This is a genomic window from Caballeronia sp. SL1002 (genome assembly GCF_057814995.1).
On record NZ_JBYMUW010000004.1, the window covers coordinates 1 to 18,619 of the forward strand.

General features: G+C 64.6%; 17 protein-coding genes. 8 read left to right on the forward strand and 9 right to left on the reverse strand.

All coding sequences use genetic code 11. The features are described from left to right. The 3 genes from AC3D25_RS21570 to AC3D25_RS21580 form a co-directional block, all read left to right on the forward strand. Positions 1-507, forward strand: a 507-nt coding sequence (locus tag AC3D25_RS21570; RefSeq protein ID WP_488890511.1) for a hypothetical protein, incomplete at its 5' end; no start/stop codon positions are given. 69 nt (positions 508-576) lie between these two features. Beyond that, positions 577-1,623, forward strand: coding sequence for a M14 family zinc carboxypeptidase (locus AC3D25_RS21575; RefSeq protein WP_488890512.1), 1,047 nt, complete (start codon positions 577-579; stop codon positions 1,621-1,623). Next, positions 1,620-2,387 carry an alpha/beta fold hydrolase gene (locus AC3D25_RS21580; RefSeq protein WP_488890513.1) on the forward strand — a complete coding sequence of 256 codons (768 nt, stop codon included), beginning with the start codon at positions 1,620-1,622 and terminating at the stop codon, positions 2,385-2,387. Before AC3D25_RS21575 ends, AC3D25_RS21580 begins: the two co-directional genes overlap by 4 nt. Before the next feature lie 5 nt (positions 2,388-2,392). On the opposite strand, the gene AC3D25_RS21585 is transcribed toward AC3D25_RS21580, so the two are convergent. From AC3D25_RS21585 to AC3D25_RS21595, 3 genes are all read right to left on the reverse strand, one after another. Further along, positions 2,393-3,289 (reverse strand): fructose bisphosphate aldolase, encoded by an 897-nt coding sequence (locus AC3D25_RS21585; RefSeq protein ID WP_488890514.1) that lies wholly within the window; start codon positions 3,287-3,289, stop codon positions 2,393-2,395. A gap of 177 nt (positions 3,290-3,466) precedes the next feature. Further along, entirely contained in the window at positions 3,467-4,351 is an 885-nt protein-coding gene (locus AC3D25_RS21590; RefSeq protein ID WP_488890515.1) for a LysR substrate-binding domain-containing protein, read from the reverse strand. 156 nt (positions 4,352-4,507) lie between these two features. Next, positions 4,508-4,861 carry a DUF1428 domain-containing protein gene (locus tag AC3D25_RS21595; protein ID WP_488890516.1) on the reverse strand — a complete coding sequence of 118 codons (354 nt, stop codon included), beginning with the start codon at positions 4,859-4,861 and terminating at the stop codon, positions 4,508-4,510. A 284-nt stretch (positions 4,862-5,145) separates the two neighbouring features. Between AC3D25_RS21595 and AC3D25_RS21600 the strand changes: the two genes are divergently transcribed. From AC3D25_RS21600 to AC3D25_RS21610, 3 genes are all read left to right on the forward strand, one after another. Continuing rightward, positions 5,146-5,928: a class I SAM-dependent methyltransferase gene (locus AC3D25_RS21600; RefSeq protein WP_488891051.1), complete on the forward strand. Its 783-nt coding sequence runs from the start codon at positions 5,146-5,148 to the stop codon at positions 5,926-5,928. A gap of 56 nt (positions 5,929-5,984) precedes the next feature. Then, the gene (gene zwf, locus AC3D25_RS21605; protein ID WP_488890517.1) at positions 5,985-7,448 is read left to right on the forward strand and encodes a glucose-6-phosphate dehydrogenase; all 1,464 of its coding nucleotides are present in this window, start codon (positions 5,985-5,987) and stop codon (positions 7,446-7,448) included. Between the two features lie 167 nt (positions 7,449-7,615). Further along, positions 7,616-9,526, forward strand: a complete 1,911-nt coding sequence (locus tag AC3D25_RS21610) for an MFS transporter (RefSeq protein ID WP_488890518.1) — start codon at positions 7,616-7,618, stop codon at positions 9,524-9,526. Here AC3D25_RS21610 and AC3D25_RS21615 read toward each other — a convergent pair. From AC3D25_RS21615 to AC3D25_RS21630, 4 genes are all read right to left on the reverse strand, one after another. Beyond that, positions 9,523-10,944 (reverse strand): MFS transporter, encoded by a 1,422-nt coding sequence (locus AC3D25_RS21615; protein WP_488890519.1) that lies wholly within the window; start codon positions 10,942-10,944, stop codon positions 9,523-9,525. The two genes, AC3D25_RS21610 and AC3D25_RS21615, sit on opposite strands and share 4 nt — an antisense overlap. A gap of 99 nt (positions 10,945-11,043) precedes the next feature. After that, entirely contained in the window at positions 11,044-11,859 is an 816-nt protein-coding gene (locus tag AC3D25_RS21620; RefSeq protein WP_488890520.1) for a shikimate dehydrogenase family protein, read from the reverse strand. A 25-nt stretch (positions 11,860-11,884) separates the two neighbouring features. Beyond that, positions 11,885-13,081: a YncE family protein gene (locus tag AC3D25_RS21625; RefSeq protein WP_488890521.1), complete on the reverse strand. Its 1,197-nt coding sequence runs from the start codon at positions 13,079-13,081 to the stop codon at positions 11,885-11,887. Positions 13,082-13,113: 32 nt separating this feature from the next. Beyond that, entirely contained in the window at positions 13,114-13,887 is a 774-nt protein-coding gene (locus tag AC3D25_RS21630; RefSeq protein WP_488890522.1) for an SDR family NAD(P)-dependent oxidoreductase, read from the reverse strand. A gap of 137 nt (positions 13,888-14,024) precedes the next feature. Between AC3D25_RS21630 and AC3D25_RS21635 the strand changes: the two genes are divergently transcribed. Beyond that, the gene (locus AC3D25_RS21635) at positions 14,025-14,903 is read left to right on the forward strand and encodes a LysR family transcriptional regulator (protein WP_488890523.1); all 879 of its coding nucleotides are present in this window, start codon (positions 14,025-14,027) and stop codon (positions 14,901-14,903) included. A 50-nt stretch (positions 14,904-14,953) separates the two neighbouring features. Here AC3D25_RS21635 and AC3D25_RS21640 read toward each other — a convergent pair whose 3' ends face one another. Both AC3D25_RS21640 and AC3D25_RS21645 read right to left on the reverse strand, forming a co-directional pair. Beyond that, positions 14,954-16,249 (reverse strand): MFS transporter, encoded by a 1,296-nt coding sequence (locus tag AC3D25_RS21640; RefSeq protein WP_488890524.1) that lies wholly within the window; start codon positions 16,247-16,249, stop codon positions 14,954-14,956. A 64-nt stretch (positions 16,250-16,313) separates the two neighbouring features. Next, a complete protein-coding gene (locus AC3D25_RS21645) occupies positions 16,314-17,498 on the reverse strand; it encodes a M20 aminoacylase family protein (protein WP_488890525.1) in 1,185 nt (394 codons plus the stop codon). Positions 17,499-17,610: 112 nt separating this feature from the next. Between AC3D25_RS21645 and AC3D25_RS21650 the strand changes: the two genes are divergently transcribed. After that, positions 17,611-18,549 carry a LysR family transcriptional regulator gene (locus AC3D25_RS21650; protein ID WP_488890526.1) on the forward strand — a complete coding sequence of 313 codons (939 nt, stop codon included), beginning with the start codon at positions 17,611-17,613 and terminating at the stop codon, positions 18,547-18,549. Positions 18,550-18,619: the final 70 nt, after the last annotated feature.

Here is an 18,619-nt window from a genome sequence, read left to right on the forward strand (position 1 = left end):
ATGACGACCAAAGCTCAGGCAAAATCCGCCGCCACCGCCGCCAGGAAAGCCGCGCCGATTCCCCAAGCGCCTAAAACCACGGACGCCGCAAACGCGGAATCTGCCGTTCCCGCACGAAAAACGAAGGCGAGCGTCGCCGTCGGTGCAGCGCTCGATCCGAAACCGGTCGATGCACCGCGTCCTGCGCGCACCAAAAAGACGGTGGTGGAAGACCTGGCGGCCAGCGCCGCGCCGGCCAAAGCAGCCAAGAGCGCCCGTCCGTCCGCCGATAAAAGCACGCGCGCGAAGAAGGAAAAAGTGGTCCGCGACAGCTTCACGATGCCGAAGTCCGACTACGCGCGCATCGCCACGCTCAAGCAGAAATGTCTCGCCAATGGCGTGCATATCAAGAAGAGCGAGCTGCTGCGCGCGGGTCTCGTGATGCTCGAAAACGCGACGGTCAAGAATCTGCTCGGCGTGGTCGGCGGGCTCGAAGCGGTCAAGACCGGCCGGCCGGTGAAAGGGTAACGCGATGCCGCGAGGCGGCAACGCCAGTTAGCCAACCGATACGCCAAACGCAAACGAGGGGCGCGTTCCATGAGTACGATAAGGATTGCCTCTCGCGAGACATCGACGCGCTTTGCCGAACTCGATCAACTCGACGCCATCCTCAACGCGGGCGCGCGGCATTTCCGCACGCGAACGGTCTGCGAAGTCCGCGCTGGAGCCGCGACCTTTCCGGTGATCACCGCCTCGATCGGCTCGACCGATCCGCAAGCGCCCACCATCGGCTTCTTCGGCGGCGTGCATGGGCTTGAGAGGATCGGCACGCAGTTGATCCTCGATTACATGCGCTCGCTCCTCTCGCGTCTCGAATGGGACGAACTGCTCGACGAGCAACTGCGTTCGGTGCGCCTCGTATTCATGCCGATCGTCAATCCGGGCGGCATGTGGGCGAAGACGCGTTCGAACCCGAACGGCGTCGACCTGATGCGCAACGCGCCGCAAAGCGCGACCGGCCGCGTGCCCTTTCTCGCGGGCGGCCAGCGTGTCGGCCCGTGGCTGCCGTGGTATCGCGGCTCGGGACGCGGGCCGCTCGAAGCGGAAAGCGCCGCCCTTCTGCAAGTGGTGAAAGACGAACTGCTGACGCGGCCGCTCAGTCTCGCGCTCGACTGTCATTCGGGCTATGGCTGGGACGACAGCATCTGGTTTCCCTACGCGAAGAGTCGCGAGCCGATGCCGCATCTTCCGGAAATGTTCCAGCTCAAGACGATGTTCGAGCAGTCGCATCCGCATCACGGCTATGCGTTCGAGCCGCAAAGCCACCAGTATCTGCTGCACGGCGATCTTTGGGACTGTGCCTACGATCAAGCCCGCGCACCCAACATCTTCCTGCCGATGACGCTTGAACTCGGCTCATGGCGCTGGATCCGGAAGAACCCGAGCCAACTGTTTTCGCGGCTCGGCATGTTCAATCCAGTGAAAGCGCATCGCGTCGAACGCGTGCTGCGTCGCCATACCCATTTCCTCGATTTCTTGACCCGCGCCGCGTTCGCCTCGCCGCGCTGGCTGCCGCAAGGCGACCAGCGCGGCGCGATCCACCTGCGCGCCATGGAACACTGGCATCGCCAGCCGTCGCGATGAGCCACTGGATCCTTTTGCGCGGCCTCACGCGGGAACAACGTCACTGGGGCGAATTCCCGGAGCGATTCCGCGCGACGTTCTCGGACTACGACGCGACCGGCGTCGTTTGCATCGACCTGCCCGGCAACGGCTGCGAAGCGAACGTGCGGAGTCCGGAAAACGTCCGGGAAATGACGGCGTGGTTGCGTGACAAGGCGCTCGGGCTGAATCTGCAACCGCCGTACCGGCTGCTCGCGATGTCGCTCGGCGGCATGGTCGCGACCGATTGGGCGCAGCGCCATCCTGAAGAGATCGACGCGCTCGTGCTCATCAACACCAGCATGCGTCCGTTTTGCGCCGTGACCGAGCGGCTGCGGCCGTCGGCGTGGCCGAATCTCGCACGCGTGGCCGCTTCGTGGACCGAGCGGATGCGATGCGAAGGGTTGATCCACGAACTGACCTGCAATCGCGTCGATACGCTGTCGGACGATCTCATTCAGTGGCGCGCGATACGCGCGGGCGCGCCTGTGAGCGCGCGCAATGCGCTGCGTCAGTTGTGGGCGGCGGCGCGCTTCACCGCCGATGCCGCGCCGCCGCGCTGTCCGGCGCTGCTGCTTTCGTCACAGGCCGATGCGCTCGTGGACCCGCGCTGTTCCACCCGCGTCGCCGCGCGCTGGCAGGCAGCGCACGCGACCCATCCGTGGGCGGGCCACGATCTTCCGCACGACGATCCTCAATGGACCGCCGACGCGATCCTCGCCTGGCAGCGGGCGCGCGTCGGTTAGAAACTTCAGACTTTATCCACCGACGCCTGATAGATTTCGTCGATCGACGTTGCCAGCGTTTTGTCGAATTCGCTGTCGCTCATCGGCTCTTTCAGCTCGTTGATCAGCGCGCGCGAGAAGCTCGCGATCATGCCGTGATTGTGCGAGAGACGCTCGCACGCGTCGGCCCGCGTATAACCGCCCGACAGCGCGACCACGCGGACCACGCGCGGATGCTCGATCAGCGGACGATAAAAATCGGCGACATCGGGAATGGTCAGCTTGAGCATCACGCGGCTGCTTTCCGGGAGCGCGTCCAAACCCTTGAGCAGTTCGTCGCGCAGGATGGCTTCCGCTCCAGCCTTATCCGGGCTCTTGATCGATACTTCGGGTTCGAGAATCGGCACCAGTCCGGCCGCCACGATCTGCGCGCCCAGTTCGAACTGCTGCTTGGCGACCGCCGCAATGCCTTCCTTCGACGCCAGTTTGATCACCGAACGCATCTTCGTCCCGAAGATGCCGAGCGTCACCGCGCGCGATAGCAACGCGTCGAGGCCGGGAATCGGCTTCATGAGTTGCACGCCGTCGGCCTCGGTTTCAAGCCCTTTATCGACCTTCAGGAACGGCACCACGCCACGGTCTTCCCAAAGGAAAGCCGGCACCGGCTTGCCTTGCGCCTGCCCGTCCATCGTGGCCTCGAACAGAATTGCACCGATGATCTTCTCGCCGTTGAACGCGGGCGCGGAAATGATCCGCACGCGCATTTCGTGCATCAGACGGAACATCGCGGCGTCGCCGTCGTAGGCACTTTCCGGAATGCCGTACTGCTTCAGGGCGCCGGGCGTCGAGCCACCGCTCTGGTCGAGCGCCGCAATAAATCCTTGTCCTTCCGACATCTGCACCAGCATCTTTTCATTTGCCACGATTGCTCCCCCTTTTCAACGATCAAACACCGGCAGCACGCAATTTCGATGCCAAACCAGCGCCCTGGATCGCCTTAGTGTAGGGGCTTTTTCGTGCAAGCCGGCGCAAAGTGCGCCATTTTGGCGGCGTAATCCTGCACGTCGGCGGGCTTTTTCGTGTCGCGACGCCCGGTTGCGTCATTTCAGGCGCGCTTCCATGAAGTCAAGAAAGCACTGGATTCGGGATGCGAGCGTGCTGTTGCGGTAATAGACGGCGCGGATCGGCTGCAAATGCGGGACGAGCCGCGCCGTCAGAACCGGCACAAGCCGCCCGCTTTCGATATCCCCCGCCGTCATGAACCCCGCGAGGCACGCGATGCCCTGATCCGCGAGCGCCAATTGCCGGATCGTCTCTCCGCTCGACGCGGCGAGGTCGGGCCGGATCGGCCATGACTCGCCGCCGTCGTGGCGCAACGGCCACGCATTCAGCGCTTCCGGCTCGGTAAAGCCGAGCAGCGTATGCGATGCGAGCGCGTCGACCGTTTCCGGCGCGCCGTGCTTCGCGAGATAGCCGGGACTTGCCAGCACGTTGAGCGCGCTCGCCCCGAGCGAGCGCGCGTGCAGCGTCGAGTCGCTGAGCGGGCCGATCCGAATGGCGATATCCGTGCTCTCGGCGAGCAGATCGATGTTCAGTTCGTTCGTGTTCAGTTGCAGTTCGATTTCGGGAAACTGCGCCCGGAAGGCGTCGATATGCGGCACGATCGCATGCAGCATGAACGGCGTCGCGGCATTGATGCGCAACCGTCCCGCGGGCCGTTGCTGGCGCGACACGAGGCGCTCTTCAAGCGCTTCCATCCGTTGCAGGATGTCCTTCGCCTGCTCGAAGAAAAAGCTGCCTTCCTCGGTCAGGTTCATCCGCCGCGTGGTGCGGTTGATGAGCGTCGCGCCGAGTTTTTCTTCGAGCCGCGACAAGGTTCGGCTCACCGCCGAGGGCGCGAGATCAAGTTGCTGCGAGGCAGCGGTGATCGAACCCGATTCGACGACGGCGACGAACACGCCGAGTTCGTCGGAATGAGCTTTCATAAGGGATCCGGTGAGGTTCAAGGCGCCGCGCAATGGCCCAAGCGAGCACGCGCGGGCGCACAGGCGCCATCATGCCCTGCTTTTGCGACGCGAGCCCTCATGTGAGCCTCCAAGTGAGCCCGCAAGTGAGCCCGCATGTGAGCCGCATGTGTGCCTTCAGGCATCCACGATCACCTCGAATCCGCCGTAGATCAGCCGCGTGCCGTCGAAAGGCATCGGATTCGTTTCCGGCTGCAACCTCGGGTCTTCCATGACCGCTTTCATCCCCTCGTCGCGCGCTTGCCGCGACGGCCAGACGACCCATGAAAACACCACGGTTTCGTCGTCCTTGCGCTTCACGGCCATCGGAAACGAAGTCAACTTTCCTTCGGGCACATCGTCGCCCCAGCACTCGACCACCCTCGACGCGCCGTGCTCCTTGAATACCACCGCCGCCGCCCCGGCATGGCGCACATAGCTTTCCCGATCCTCCGTGCGCACCGCGACGACAAAACCCTCGACATAGTCCATGAACGTTCTCCATTGGCTGACCGACTGCGGGCCGCGCGACGTGGCCGCCCTGCCGATACGACGAACTCCGCCCGCCGGAATCGACACCGGCCGGAAATTTTCCGGTCACGCGGAAAAATTTCCACGGCATTTAGCCGGTTATCATGCTCGTGCGCCAATTTCCGCCCGGCGGCCCGGAGGCTCTCTTGATCGACCGTTTTCCCGATTGCCCGCGACCGCTACGCAAGCGGCCGAAGCTTGCGATCCGCGTCGCGGGCATTCTCGCAATTGCGCTCGCGGGCTGCATGACCGCGCCGCAGCCGACGCCGCCGTCCGCCGCGGACACCGCCGCGCTAACGTCCGCTATCGCCGGAACGCAGCGCAGCGAGAAAGCGCGGGCGCGCGATGTTTATCGCCATCCGCTCGAAACCCTACAGTTCCTCGACATCCGCCCGACTCAAACGGTGCTGGAAATCGCGCCCGGCGGCGGCTGGTACACCGATATTCTCGCGCCGTATCTGCGTGAGCGCGGCCATCTTGCCGAGGCGCAGTACGCAAGCCCACTGGCCGACCTGGCCGCCGAAGACGCCCCGACCGATACCGCCTACCGCGCCAAGCTCGCAGGCGCACCGGATGTCTACGGACCGGTCGCGATCGGCACCTTGCGCGACGGACGCTTCGAGGGATTCGACTCGCAAGGGCGGTTCGACCGCATCCTCACGTTTCGCAATATCCACAACTGGATCAAGGACGGCCAGCTCGACGCCAACTTGCGCGCCTTCTACGCCGCGCTGAAACCGGGCGGCTCGCTCGGCGTCGAAGAACATCGCGCGGCGCCCGGCACCTCTCTTCAGCAGATGATCGACACGGGTTACGTGACCGAGGCATTCGTGATCGAGCACGCGCAACAAGCCGGCTTCGCACTCGCCGCGACGAGCGAAGTCAACGCGAACCCGCTCGACACGAAGAATTATCCCCATGGCGTGTGGTCGCTTCCGCCGACCTACAAGGGCGGCGATACCGACCGCGCGCGCTACGCGGCGATCGGCGAATCCGACCGGATGACGCTCAGGTTCGTCAGGCGCTAGCGTCGTTTCGGCGGACATCTGCAACGCAGGCATTCAACTCAGGAAGGACGGTCGCGATGGCAAAGATAGCTCCCGGAGTCGGTCCGCAGTTCCCGCAAGTCGTTGTCCTGTTCGGCGCCACCGGCGACCTCGCCCGGCGAAAACTCCTGCCGGGTCTTTTTCATCTGTCGAACGCGGGCTTCATTCCGGGCTGCCGGATCATCGCGGTCGCACTCGACGACATCGACCTCGACACGTTCCGGCGTTCCGCGCGCGAAGCGCTCGACGAGTTTTCCTCGCGCAAGATCACGGAAAAAGAATGGGATGACTTCGCGTCCCACCTCGATTACCTGTCGCTCGCCGCTGGCGCGGGCGCGCTGAGAGCGGCCGTCGAGAATGCCGAGGCGACCTTCGGCAGCGAGTGCCGGCGTCTGCATTACTTGAGCGTGCCGCCGAGCGCCGCGCTGTCGGCTGTCCAGATGCTGAGGGAAGCGGGACTGGTCGAGCGTTCGCGCATCATCATGGAAAAGCCGTTCGGGACGAACCTTGCTTCGTCGGTGTCGCTGAACGCGAAGCTCCACGAGGTGTTCGACGAAGAGCAGATTTTCCGTATCGACCATTTTCTCGGCAAGGAACCGGCGCAGAACATTCTGGCGTTCCGTTTCGCCAACGGCTTGTTCGAGCCCATCTGGAACCGCAACTTTATCGATCACGTGCAGATCGACGTGCCGGAAACGCTAGGGCTCGGCAAGCGCGCGGGTTTCTACGAGCAGACCGGCGCGTTCCGCGACATGGTGGTCACGCACCTGTTCCAGATTCTGGCGTTCATGGCGATGGAGCCGCCGACGTCGCTCGAACCTTCGCCCATCAGCGAGGAAAAGAACAAGGTTTTTCGCAGCATGGTGCCGATCCAGCCGACCGACGTGGTGCGCGGCCAATACACCGGCTATCGCGCCGAGGAAGGCGTCAGCCCCGAATCGGAAACCGAGACGTTCATCGCGCTGAAATGCTCGATCGACAACTGGCGATGGGCGGGCGTGCCGTTCTATCTGCGCACCGGCAAGCGCCTCGCCGAAGGACAGCGGATCATCTCGATCGCCTTTCGCGAACCGCCGAAGAGCATGTTTCCGGCGGGTTCCGGCGTGGGATCGCAAGGCCCGGACCACTTGACCTTCGATCTCGCGGATGCATCGAAGATGTCGCTCTCGTTCTATGGCAAGCGTCCCGGTCCCGGCATGCGGCTCGACAAACTCAGCCTGCAGTTCGCGATGCGGGACACTGGGTTGATCGGCGATGTGCTCGAAGCCTACGAGCGTTTGATTCTCGACGCGATGCGCGGCGACCGCACGCTCTTCACCACGGCGGAAGGGATCGAGCGGCTGTGGCAGGTGTCCACCGCGCTGATCGAATCGCCGCCGCCGGTTCGCTTTTACGCGCCCGGTTCGTGGGGGCCGAACGCGATTCATCAACTGGTCGCGCCGCGTGCATGGCGTCTGCCGTTCGAGCGCGCGTGGCGCGATCCGAACAAGCTCGGCAGTTAAGGCGCGCGCCCGGCGCGACGGCATTGTCCGCGCGCCGGGTCCGTCTTGCGTTGCGCGAATTATCGCCTTTACATCCGCGCTTTTCTCGCCTTTGATTAACCATCAAGCGAGCGCGGACGCTCGCTCTCACATCCGACCCAAGCACGCAGCCGACGAGGCCCGAGGTCATGGTCACGACAGATTCCCCGGCCGCCGCGCCGAAGAAAAAGATCATCGTTGCGATTCATGGTGTCGGCAATCAGCAGCGCAGCGCCACCATCCGTTCCGTCGTGCGTCGTCTGGGCAGCTTGTCCGACCCGCCGCTGCCGATCATGCCGCTGGGGTTTTTCAATATCGGTGAGGTGGGCGAAGTCAGCTTCCGCGAACTCGCGGTCGAAAAGGACCATCCGCTGAAGGGAATCGGCTTCGCCGAGGTCTACTGGGCAGACGTGCCGAGGGGCGTGGTCACGCAAGGCGACACGCTGGAGGAAAGCAAGGCGTGGGGCAAAACGATCGTCGGTCATGCGCAGGCGCTTTACAACAGCACGGTGAAATCAGAGCCGCGGCAACTCGACGATGTGGATTTCAATCTCACGGCGGGCGTGGTGGAGGAGATCGTCGAAGCGGTGGCCGTCATGCAGAACCTCTTGTGGATCGTCGGTAAGGCGGGCCTCTTCAAGTTCGACCTGGCGCCGATCCTGACCGACTATGTCGGCGACGTGCAACTGGTGGCTGAATTTCAGGGCTATCGCAAGACGATCGTGAATCGCTTTCACGACGCGATGACGCAAATACTGAAACAGGCCGGCACCGACGATGCAGAAATCTACATCGTCGCGCACAGCGAAGGGACGGTGGTCAGTTTTGTCGCGATGCTGCAGGCGCTCGGCGCTCCGGTGGACACCACGGTTGCCGTCGAGCACGGCCGCACGGCGAACTACGACTGGATCAAGAACGTCAGGGGATTCATGACGTTCGGCTCTCCCATCGACAAACATTTGCTGCTCTGGTCGGCGCTCTGGCCGGCCAAAGGCACGCTGAAAACGCAATTGCAGCCTGACGGCTCGGTCACGACCGCGTCGACAAACGGCAAGAACCGCGTATTGCCGTCGCGAATCCAGTGGCGCAACTATTACGACTTCGGCGACCCGATCGGCTTTCAGCTCGACACCGCGCGCCAGTATCTCAGCGACCACGAGTGCACGGCTTTCGACTTCGAAATGCAGCACGATTACGGATTCAGCCGATATATCCTGCCGGGCGCGGCGCATATCGGTTACTGGAACGACCGGCAAGTCTTCGAGCACTTCGTCAGCAACGTCGTGTTCGCGGACCGGCCGGCTTACGCAGAGAAAAAAATCAGGCCGCCGAAGACAAAACTGATCGCCAGTGTCGCGAGTCTCGCGATCCCGTACCTCTTGTGTTTCGCGTTGCATCTCGCCGCCGTGTACGCGATGTTCAAGGGCATCATCACGTTCTTCAAGGAGCAAGGCGGACCGATTACGCAAACCACGCTCTGCGTCGTCGCGCTCGCGACCCTGCTTGCCAGCGCGACGGTATGCGGACGCTTGCCGCGCCTTGCCAACCGACGCCGTCCGGGCTGGACCGTCCTTGCGCTCGTGATCTTCATCGCGGGCGCGTTTATCACGGTCGAATTGCTGCCCGACGGCGCCGCCGAGTTCCTGGCCGGCCCGCTTTCTCGCGCGACGGCGGCTGGCTCGCCTCATCCGACGCCGAGCGAATTTATCTGCATCGCGGCGGCAGCCATTATCGCGATGTCGGGCTGGCTTGCCCCGCGCGAGCCGAAATGGGGCCGCTGGCTGATGATCGGTCTGGGTTCGATCTTCGTCGTCGTGGCGATCGGGTATGCGTTTGCGTTGCGCCAGAACGAGGGCGCGCAGCACGACGCGCTCTGGCCGCTGGTCCTCGCGGGCGGGATGTTCGTCTATCTGTGGTGGCTCGCCATTTTGCTGTTCGACCTCACGTTCGTGTGGCATCGCTATATCCGCAACTCGGTCGCGCCCGACACGCTGCGCGATTGGCGCAGCGGAAAGGACGCCGAGTTGCGCACCTTCTCGATGCGCAAGCCGAAGAGTTAGGCGCGCGCGTCGGCGACGACGGCCGCATCGGCCGCATCGCGCAGATCGTCCAGATCGCGGCCGCGCGTCTCGGGCGTGTAATACGTCGTCACCACGCCGATCAAACTCAGCACCACGACATACGAAGCGAGCGGAATCCACGAGAGGATCGTGCCTTCCTTGCCGCCCCAGTGGCTCGTGGTCCACGCAATGATCGACGCGCCGATCAGCGGCGCCACGCCGCCCGCGATCACCGCCGATACCTCCCGCCCCGTCGCGACCCCGGCATAGCGATGCTGCGCGCCGAAAAGTTCGGGCAGCAGCGCGCCCTGCGTCGCGAACATGCCCCACACGCCGACCAGCGCGACGCAGAGCGCGGCGATGCTCGCGGTCGCGTTGCCGTGGCTCAGCACCCACCAGACCGGATACGCCATCACCAACTGATAGATCGCGAAGCCGCGATACACCGGAATCCGCCCGAGCCGGTCGCTGAGAAGGCCGGTCACCGGAATCACCAGCGCGCCGGATGCGCCCGCGAGCAACAGCGCCATCGGGCCGATGGATCCCTTGAGACCCGTCGCGGTCGCCATGTAGCTGATCGCGAGCGACTGATAGATCGACGATCCGCCGTTCTCCGCCATCCGCAATCCGATCACCTTCAGCAAGGTCGGCCGCGAATGGGCGACCAGCGATGCGAGCGGATTCTTCTTGACCTGATCGCGTGCTTCGAGCTTCGTGAACGACGGCGACTCTTTCAGCTTGAGCCGGATCCACATCGCCACCGCGATAATCACGACGCTCAACAGGAACGGCACGCGCCACAGCCAGCTCGGCGACGTGTCCTCCATGCGCACGAGCGCAAAGTAGATCGCCGCCGCCATCACCGTGCCGAGCAGCACGCCCATGAACGGCAGCGCGGCGAAATAGCCGCGCCGTTTCGCGGGCGCGTATTCGGCCATCAACACCGCCGCGCCGGCCTGTTCCGCACCCGCGCCGAAGCCTTGCAGCAGACGGCAGCCGACCAGCAGGATCGGCGCCCAGACACCGGCTGTCGCATAGGTCGGCAGCGCGCCGATCAGCGTGCTTGCAATGCCCATCAGCAGAATGGTCGCCATCAGCACGAACTTGCGTCCGTAGCGGTCGCCAAGCACACCGAACACGATCCCGCCGACAGGCCGGATCGCGAAGCCGACGAAGTACGCGCCGAAGCTCGCGATAAGTCCGATGCTCGGATCGGCGGAAGGGAAGAACAACGGCCCGAAAATCAGCGCCGACGCGAGGTTGTACAGCGCGAAATCGTAGTATTCGAGCGCGCTGCCGAGCGACGCCGCCCACGCCGCGCGATAGAGATCGGCGGTCGTTACCGCGCCGTCCGCTGGCTTGTCTGCCGCGATCGCGTCGATATTGCCGGGCTGACCGGCCTGATAAACGTGTTTCATGGTGTCTCCTGAAACCCCGATTGGTTTGCACAGCAAAGAGCCGAGGCGCGTTCCCGTCTGATCGCGGGAATCGCTTTGCCTGAGCTTCGTGTGAGTCAGCTATCCGACGCGCGCGATCTCGTCGAGCAGCGCCGCGCTCATCGCGTCGAGCGGCGCGGGCTTGCCGGTGTACAACTCCACTTGACCGCAGAACTGATGCAGCAACATGCGCGTTCCATCGACTGTGCGGCAGCCCAGTTCGGCGGCATCGCGGATCAGCTTCGTGCGTACCGGGATAAACGCTGCGTCCATCACGACCAGATGCGCCGCCAGTTGGTCCGGGCGCAACGGGCTCGCATCGGGCGCGCGAAAACCCGCCGCCGTCGCGTTCACCACGCAGTCGTAGGCGGCGGGATCGAACTCCGCTGGCGTGCCGCCGAACGCGAGACCGAAGCCCTGCGCGAGCGCGTCGCCGCGCGCCGCCGTGCGATTGAACACGGTGATTTTCGCGCCCGCGCGGCGCGTGCCCCACGCGATCGCCCGTGCCGCGCCGCCCGCGCCGAGCAACGCGATGCGCAGGCCGTCGAGCGGCGTCGCTTCTTCCAGCGCACGCACCGCGCCGATGCAGTCGGTGTTGTAGCCGGTCAAAACGCCATCGCGGTTATCGATCGTGTTCACCGCGCCGATCTCGCGCGCGGTTTCGTCGAGTGCATCGAGATGCGCGATGACCGCCTGCTTGTGCGGCATCGTCACGTTCAGGCCGCGAATGCCGAGCGTGCGCATCGCCTTGACGCCGCCCGCGGCGTCCTCGACACCGAAGCTCACGAACGTATAGTCGACGCCGAGCGTCCGGTACGCCGCGTTATGCACGCGCACGTTGAAGGTGAACGGCTGGCCCGCGAGCGAGCCGCAGAGCGTGGGAATCGAATGTGGCATTTCGGTAAGATCCTCGGTGAAGCGCCTAGCGCGGCGTCGTGCGCAGCGACGAAGGTGCGCCGGTGAGCGCGATCCGGCGGCCCGTATCGCGCAAATGACCGCCGTCCACGGCGTAGAACGCGAGTTGCTTTTCCACGTTGAACTGGACGATCAGATAGCGGCTGTCCGCCGCAAACACGATGCCTTGCGACGCTTCGCCACCCGCGACTTCGGCGGCCTTCACGGCTTGTCCATTGCGGATCGCGAACAGCACGATCTTGCCGCGCGCGCGCCGGCCGGGGTTGTCGGGCGTGAGATTGGAGCCGTCCATCGACTGCACGCCGATCCATTTGCCATCGGGCGAGATCGCCACGCCTTCCGGCAGCGACGGCACGCTCACATGCTGAACGGCGCGGAACGGTTCGTGCGAAACGTCGATCAGCGTAATGGCGTCGGCGTCGCCCGCGAGCTTGCCCGTGTAACCCGCGAGGCCCGCTAATCCCACGTCGCTCACCACGGCCCATTTGCCGTCGCTCGACACATCGATGGTGTACGGCGCGACGCCGCTCGAAAGACGCACGCCGCTGTCGGTCAAGTGGCCGTCGGTTATGTCCAGCACGGCGACGCCCTGCTCGTCGCGCAAACCGACCAGCGCATGTTTGCCGTCGTGCGTGAAGCTCACGCCGGAGAGGCGCTTCTGCGCGATCTTCAGCTTGTCGCCGAGCGTCACGCGATTCCCGTCGATATCCACCGGCGTCACGGTGCCGTCCACGCACGTCACGAGCGCAAGGCGGCCGGGCCGGTCGATGGCGATGCCTTGCGGATGACAACCCAGTTCCAGCCGTGTCGGCGCGGTTCCGGGCGCGGCCTTCAGATCCACGACCTGCAGGAACGTATCGAGCAGCAACTGCTTGGCGGCGAGGTCGTAGCGCGTAGGCGCGGCGACGAGCGCCACGCTCGCGTCGGGCGTCACGGCGACGGCTTGCGGCGGCCCTTGAATGCCGTTCTCCACCTCCACTTGCAGCTTCACTTCGGGCGGGAAATGGCTTGCATCGAGCAGCGTCAGCGTGTCCGGATGCGGATCGGCGGGATACGTGTCGCGGCCTTCCACGCGCTGATATTTACCGTCGTTGCCCGAAACGATCCAGTCGGCCGCCTGCGCGCCGCCCGCCACCGACGCGAGCGTGAGCGTGAAACCCAAGAGCGCGCCCAAACGGCGCGTGCGATGAACGAACGAATGCATGTCGATGTCTCCAGTTTTAGTTTTTGACGGCGTCAGACCACGCTGGTCAGTCCGCCATCGACGAACAAAGTCTGCCCGTTCACGAAGTCCGACGCGCCGGACGCAAGAAACACCGCCGCACCGCACAATTCCTCGACCTTGCCCCAGCGGCCCGCTGGCGTGCGCTTGCAGAGCCAGTCGGAAAAGGCGGCATCGTCGACGAGCGCGCGGTTCAACTCGGTCGCGAAATAGCCGGGTGCAAGTCCATTTGCCTGGATGCCGTGGCGCGCCCATTCGGCGCACATGCCCTTGGTCAGCATCCGCACCGCGCCCTTCGACGCCGCGTAGGGCGCGATGCTCGGGCGCGCCAGTTCGCTTTGCACCGAGCAGATATTGATGATCTTGCCGCGCCCGCGCGCGATCATGTGACGCGCGAGCGCCTGCGAGACGTGAAACACGCCGTCGAGATTGACGCGCATGAGTTCCGACCAGTCGTCGGCGGGGAAATCTTCGAGCGGCGCGCGGCGCTGGATGCCCGCGTTATTGATCAGAATATCGATCGCGCCGATATTCGCCTCGGCCTCGTCGATCGCGGCGCGCGCCGCTGCGCGGTCGGCCACGTCGAACACGGCGATGTCAGCGCTAAAACCCTCGTCGCGCAGATTCCTCGCAGCCGCTTCGGCTTGCGCCTCGCTGCGAGCGTTGATCACGATACTCGCGCCCGCCTTCGCCAGCCCGCGCGCCAGCGTCAAGCCGATCCCGCGTGCCGAGCCGGTGATCAGCGCCCGGCGTCCTGCAAGACTGAACAATGTCTGCGACTCAATCACGCCTGTCTCCTTTATGCGTGCCCGCGCAGTGTCCAGACGCGGGCGTTTTCCGTACTTCAACGCACCCGGGACAATCGCGCCAATGTTGTTTCGTGACCTTGTTATCATGGCTCGTGATAACCGCTAACCGCCTCGCCATGGAACTCAAGCATCTGCGCGCGTTCGTCGCGCTCGCCGACGAACTGCACTTCGGGCGCGCCGCGCAGCGCCTGTGCATCGTGCAGCCTGCGCTCAGTATGCAGATCAAAGGGCTCGAAGACGAACTGGGCGTGCGTTTGTTCGAACGCGACCGGCATAAGGTGGCGTTGAGCGAAACCGGCCGCCTCTTTCTGCCCGAAGCCCGCGCGACGCTCCATCAGGCCACGCGCGCCGAAGAAACCGCGCGGCTGTCCGCGCGCGGGGAAATCGGGACGCTGCGGATCGCGTTCGTTTCGTCCGTGTTGCCGAAGCTGCTGCCCGCGCTGATTCGCGGGATGCACGAGCGGTATCCGCGCATCGTGCTGGAGTTGAAGGACATGCCGACGCCGGATCAGATCGCCGCGCTCCACGACGACAAGCTCGATTTCGGGCTGGTGCGCATGCCGGTGGTCAACGCGGGGCTTGAGACGCGCCTCGTGTTCGACGAACCGTTTGTCGTCGCGTTGCCGGACGCGCATCCGCTCACGCGGCTGGACGCGATCCGTCCGGCCGATCTGCGCGGGCATCCGGCGTTCGTGCTGGCGCGCCGCTACGCGCCCGGCTTCCACGATGAAATGCTGCTTGCGCTGAGCCGTCAGGGACTGACGCTCGACATCGCCGGCGAACTGGGCGAATTCACGACGATGCTCGCGCTCGTCGCCGCCGGTCTCGGCATCGGCTTGATCGCCGCTGAAGCCGCGCGCGCGTTGCCGCCGAACGTGGTCGCGCGGCCGCTGGAGTTGCCCGATCTGCGCGCCGGGATCGGGCTTGCGTGGACGGGGCTCGACAGCGCCGTGAAGCGAGCGTTGTTCGGCGAAATGGAACGGCTCGCGATGTAAACGCGAAAGGCCCGCTTATAGCGGGCCTTGATGAACAGCGAGCAAACGCGTTACTCCAGTTCGCGCCCGCCGGTTTCGTCGAGTTTCGAGACTGCGATCAGGGAAATGATCACGCACGCGATCATGTACCACGACGGCGCCATCGTGTTGCCCGTCACCTTGATCAGCCACGCCACCACGAGTTGCGCGGTGCCGCCGAATACCGACACCGCCACCGCGTAGGCGCTCGCGAGATAACCGGCGCGCACGTGCTTCGGAAAATTCTCTGGCATCAGCGCGTAGGCCGGAGCCGAGCCCATCGTGTAGAAAATCATCAAGAGGACGATCAGGCTGATCACCACCGGCAGCGTCGGAAACTGGTTCATCAGCCAGAACGCCGGATATAGCAACGCGATCAGCACGACGCGCCCGATCACCGTCAGCGGCTTGCGGCGCTGCATCTTGTCGGAGAGCGCGCCCCACACCGGGCACAAGGTCAGCGAGACGAGCGCCGCGCCGATCGACACGAGCATCGAGAGCTTGGCCGGCAGTTTCAGATACTGGATCGAATAGGTCGGGATGTAGTACATCAGCACGTAGGTCGCGACCGTCATGCCCATGATCGCGAACACGGTGAGGAACCACTTGCGCACGAGCGCCGGTTCGAGACGCGAACGCGGGGCCTTGGCGGCCGACGGTTCCTCGACGATATGCCGCCGCAGATAGACGCCAACCGGCATGATGAGCGTGCCGGCCAGAAACGGTACGCGCCATCCCCAGTCCAGAAGTTGCTCGCTCGTCAGCAGGAAACTCAGCAAGGCGGCGAGTCCCGATCCGAGCAGCGCGGCCGCGCCCTGGCTCGCCAGTTGCCAGCTTGCGCGAAAGCCGCGGCCTTTGGCCGTGCCGGTTTCGAGCAAGGTCGCGGTGGCCGCGCCAAACTCACCGCCCTGCGCGAAGCCCTGCAACAACCGGGCAAAAATGATGAGCGCGGGCGCGGCCAGACCGATGGTCGCGTAGACCGGCGCGCAGCCGATCAGCGCCGATCCCACCGCCATCAGGAAGATGGTGAGCGTGAGCGCGGCGCGGCGTCCGTGCTTGTCGGCGTAATGGCCGAGCACGAAACCGCCGACCGGCCGCGCGACAAAGCCGATCGCGAACGCGGACAACGCCAGCAGCGTGGAGACGACCGGATCGTGCGACGGAAAGAACAGCTTCGCGATGGTCAGCGCGAAAAAACTATAGACGGTGAAATCGAAGAATTCGAGCAGATTGCCGATCACGGCGGCAATCACGATCCTTGTTTGCGAGACGGACGCGGTCATGTGCCGCGGCGCAGCGACGGGTGAAGCGACAGGCTTGACGGACATGTTGATCCCTTCTGTGCTTGAAACGTACTGGGTGACGCTTGATTGTGCGATGCGGTTCCGACGCTCACGCCGCGAGAAACCGCTCGACCAGCCGCGTCCAGTACGCCGCGCCGACCGTCAGGTTGTCGTCGTTGAAATCGTAGGACGCGTTGTGCAGCATCGGCGCACCTTCGCCATTTCCGAGGCGCAGGAAACAACCCGGCTTTTCCTGCAGGTAATAGGCAAAGTCCTCGCTGCCCGCGATCGGGCCGAACTGGTCGACTACCCGCTCGTCGCCCACGAGTTCGCGCGCCACCTGCAACGCGAATTGCGTCTCGGCTTCGCTATTGACCACGACCGGATAACCCGGCACGTAGTCGATCTCGACCGTCGCGCCGTGTGCGTCGGCGTGCGCGTTCGCCAACGCGCGGATGCGTGTTTCCAGCAGCGTGCGGACGCCGGCGTCGAACGAGCGCACGCTGATCTGAAGGCGCGCGCTCTCGGGAATCACGTTCGCCGCGTGACCCGCGTTGAACGCGCCGACTGTGACCACGGCGGTCTGCATCGGGTCGACACTGCGCGCCACGACGGTCTGGAGCGCCGTCACGAGTCCCGCGCCGATCACGACCGGATCAATCGCGAGATGCGGGCGCGCCGCATGGCCGCCGCGTCCGTGGATCGTCAGATAGACCGTATCGCACGCCGCCATGAACGGGCCGCTGCGGAACATGAACGTGCCCGCCGGATAGCCGGGATGGTTGTGAAGACCGAAAATCGCATCGCACGGAAAACGCTCGAACAAGCCATCTTCGATCATCCGTTTCGCGCCGCTATCCGCGCCGATTTCCTCGGCGGGCTGGAACACGAGGTGCACCGTGCCGTCGAAGCGCCGCGTGCGCGCGAGATGCCGGGCGGCGCCGAGCGCCATGGTCGTGTGGCCGTCGTGCCCGCAGGCGTGCATCAATCCGGACTCGGCGCTGGCGTAAGGCAAGCCGGTTTCCTCGGTGATCGGCAACGCATCCATGTCCGCGCGGACCGCCACGGCGCGGGTTCCCGTGCCTGCTTTCAGCGTCGCCACCATGCCCGTGCCGCCGAGTCCGCGCGTCACATCGAAGCCCCAGCTTTTCAGACTATTCGCGACGAAATCGGAGGTCTTGAACTCCTGATAAGCCAGTTCCGGATGCTGGTGAAGATGATGGCGGATGCCGCTCAGTTCGTCGCGGAGATCCCGGGTGTCGTCGAGACTGCAAAAGGCCTGGGTAGTGGGCATGGTCGTTGAGCGCGTGCGTTTCGAGGAAAGAGCTCAGTATTTAACCGCAAAATCCGTCTATCAATGACGTTCCTTCACCGATAATGTTGACTTAAATGTCAACATTTGCGTCATGACGAACGACCACTCGCTGAACGCCCGCAGCCTGCGTTATCTCCACGAAATCGACGCGCGCGGCGGCGTGCGCGCCGCCGCCGACGCACTCTCGATCAACGCGTCCGTCATCAGCCGTCAGGTTGCGCAACTCGAACGCCTGCACGGCGTCGCGCTGCTGGAAAGGCACGGCCGCCGTGTCAGCCTGACCGAGATCGGCCTGAGTCTGGTCGAGCATTTCCGCGAGAGCCATCGGCGCGACGCCGAAATGCTCGCGCAACTGGAGGACTACCGGGGATTGCGCCGGGGACGGCTGGGAATTGGCGTGGGCGAGGGTTTCGTCGAGAATCTGCTCGCGACCGTGCTCGAAAAATTCAGCCTTCAGTTTCCTGACATCGTGGTGGAACTGCGCAGCGGCGCGACGGCGGAAATCGTCGCGATGGTGCGCAACGACGACGTCGATCTCGGCTTGTGCGCGGGCGGCGGCAGCGACCCGGCCGTGCGCGCGCGGACCTTCCGCGCCGCGCCGTTTTGCGCGCTCGTGAGTCCGCGTCACGCGCTCGCCGGCGAGCGGCGCGTGCGCTTCGAACAACTGGGCGAGCATCGGCTGATCTTCATGCCCGCGCGATTCGGCGTGCAACAGTATGTGGATTCCATCATCCGCGCCGAGCGCCTGAATGTGACGCCCGCGTATCGCTGCGACCTGTTTTCGGCGGCGCAGGCCATCGCCGCCGCCGGTCTCGGCGTCGCGTTCATGTCGACGGACGCGGCGCGGCAATATCTCGACGCGGGCAAACTGGTCGCGCTGGAACTCGATCACCCGATCGCCCGCGAGTTCAGCAGCCAGGTCGTCCGGCGCGTCGGGCGGCGTCTCTCGCCCGCCGCCGAATTCCTCTGGGGACAAACCGTGCAGGCGATGCAGGCGCGCTGGTCGGCGACGACAAAAAGCGCGTCCTGACTAGCGATCACGAACAGTTCGTGCCATCGTGCTACGTGTTGCGGCAACGGCCCGCCAAACGCGGCGGCGC

Coding starts and splice junctions, on each gene's coding strand:
- AC3D25_RS21650 (WP_488890526.1), top strand. CDS start 17,611: ATGACGAACGACCACTCGCTGAACGCCCGCAGCCTGCGTTATCTCCAC.
- AC3D25_RS21575 (WP_488890512.1), top strand. CDS start 577: ATGAGTACGATAAGGATTGCCTCTCGCGAGACATCGACGCGCTTTGCC.
- AC3D25_RS21595 (WP_488890516.1), bottom strand. CDS start 4,861: ATGGACTATGTCGAGGGTTTTGTCGTCGCGGTGCGCACGGAGGATCGG.
- AC3D25_RS21600 (WP_488891051.1), top strand. CDS start 5,146: ATGACCGCGCCGCAGCCGACGCCGCCGTCCGCCGCGGACACCGCCGCG.
- AC3D25_RS21635 (WP_488890523.1), top strand. CDS start 14,025: ATGGAACTCAAGCATCTGCGCGCGTTCGTCGCGCTCGCCGACGAACTG.
- AC3D25_RS21590 (WP_488890515.1), bottom strand. CDS start 4,351: ATGAAAGCTCATTCCGACGAACTCGGCGTGTTCGTCGCCGTCGTCGAA.
- AC3D25_RS21615 (WP_488890519.1), bottom strand. CDS start 10,944: ATGAAACACGTTTATCAGGCCGGTCAGCCCGGCAATATCGACGCGATC.
- AC3D25_RS21610 (WP_488890518.1), top strand. CDS start 7,616: ATGGTCACGACAGATTCCCCGGCCGCCGCGCCGAAGAAAAAGATCATC.
- AC3D25_RS21620 (WP_488890520.1), bottom strand. CDS start 11,859: ATGCCACATTCGATTCCCACGCTCTGCGGCTCGCTCGCGGGCCAGCCG.
- AC3D25_RS21645 (WP_488890525.1), bottom strand. CDS start 17,498: ATGCCCACTACCCAGGCCTTTTGCAGTCTCGACGACACCCGGGATCTC.
- AC3D25_RS21625 (WP_488890521.1), bottom strand. CDS start 13,081: ATGCATTCGTTCGTTCATCGCACGCGCCGTTTGGGCGCGCTCTTGGGT.
- AC3D25_RS21640 (WP_488890524.1), bottom strand. CDS start 16,249: ATGTCCGTCAAGCCTGTCGCTTCACCCGTCGCTGCGCCGCGGCACATG.
- AC3D25_RS21580 (WP_488890513.1), top strand. CDS start 1,620: ATGAGCCACTGGATCCTTTTGCGCGGCCTCACGCGGGAACAACGTCAC.
- zwf (WP_488890517.1), top strand. CDS start 5,985: ATGGCAAAGATAGCTCCCGGAGTCGGTCCGCAGTTCCCGCAAGTCGTT.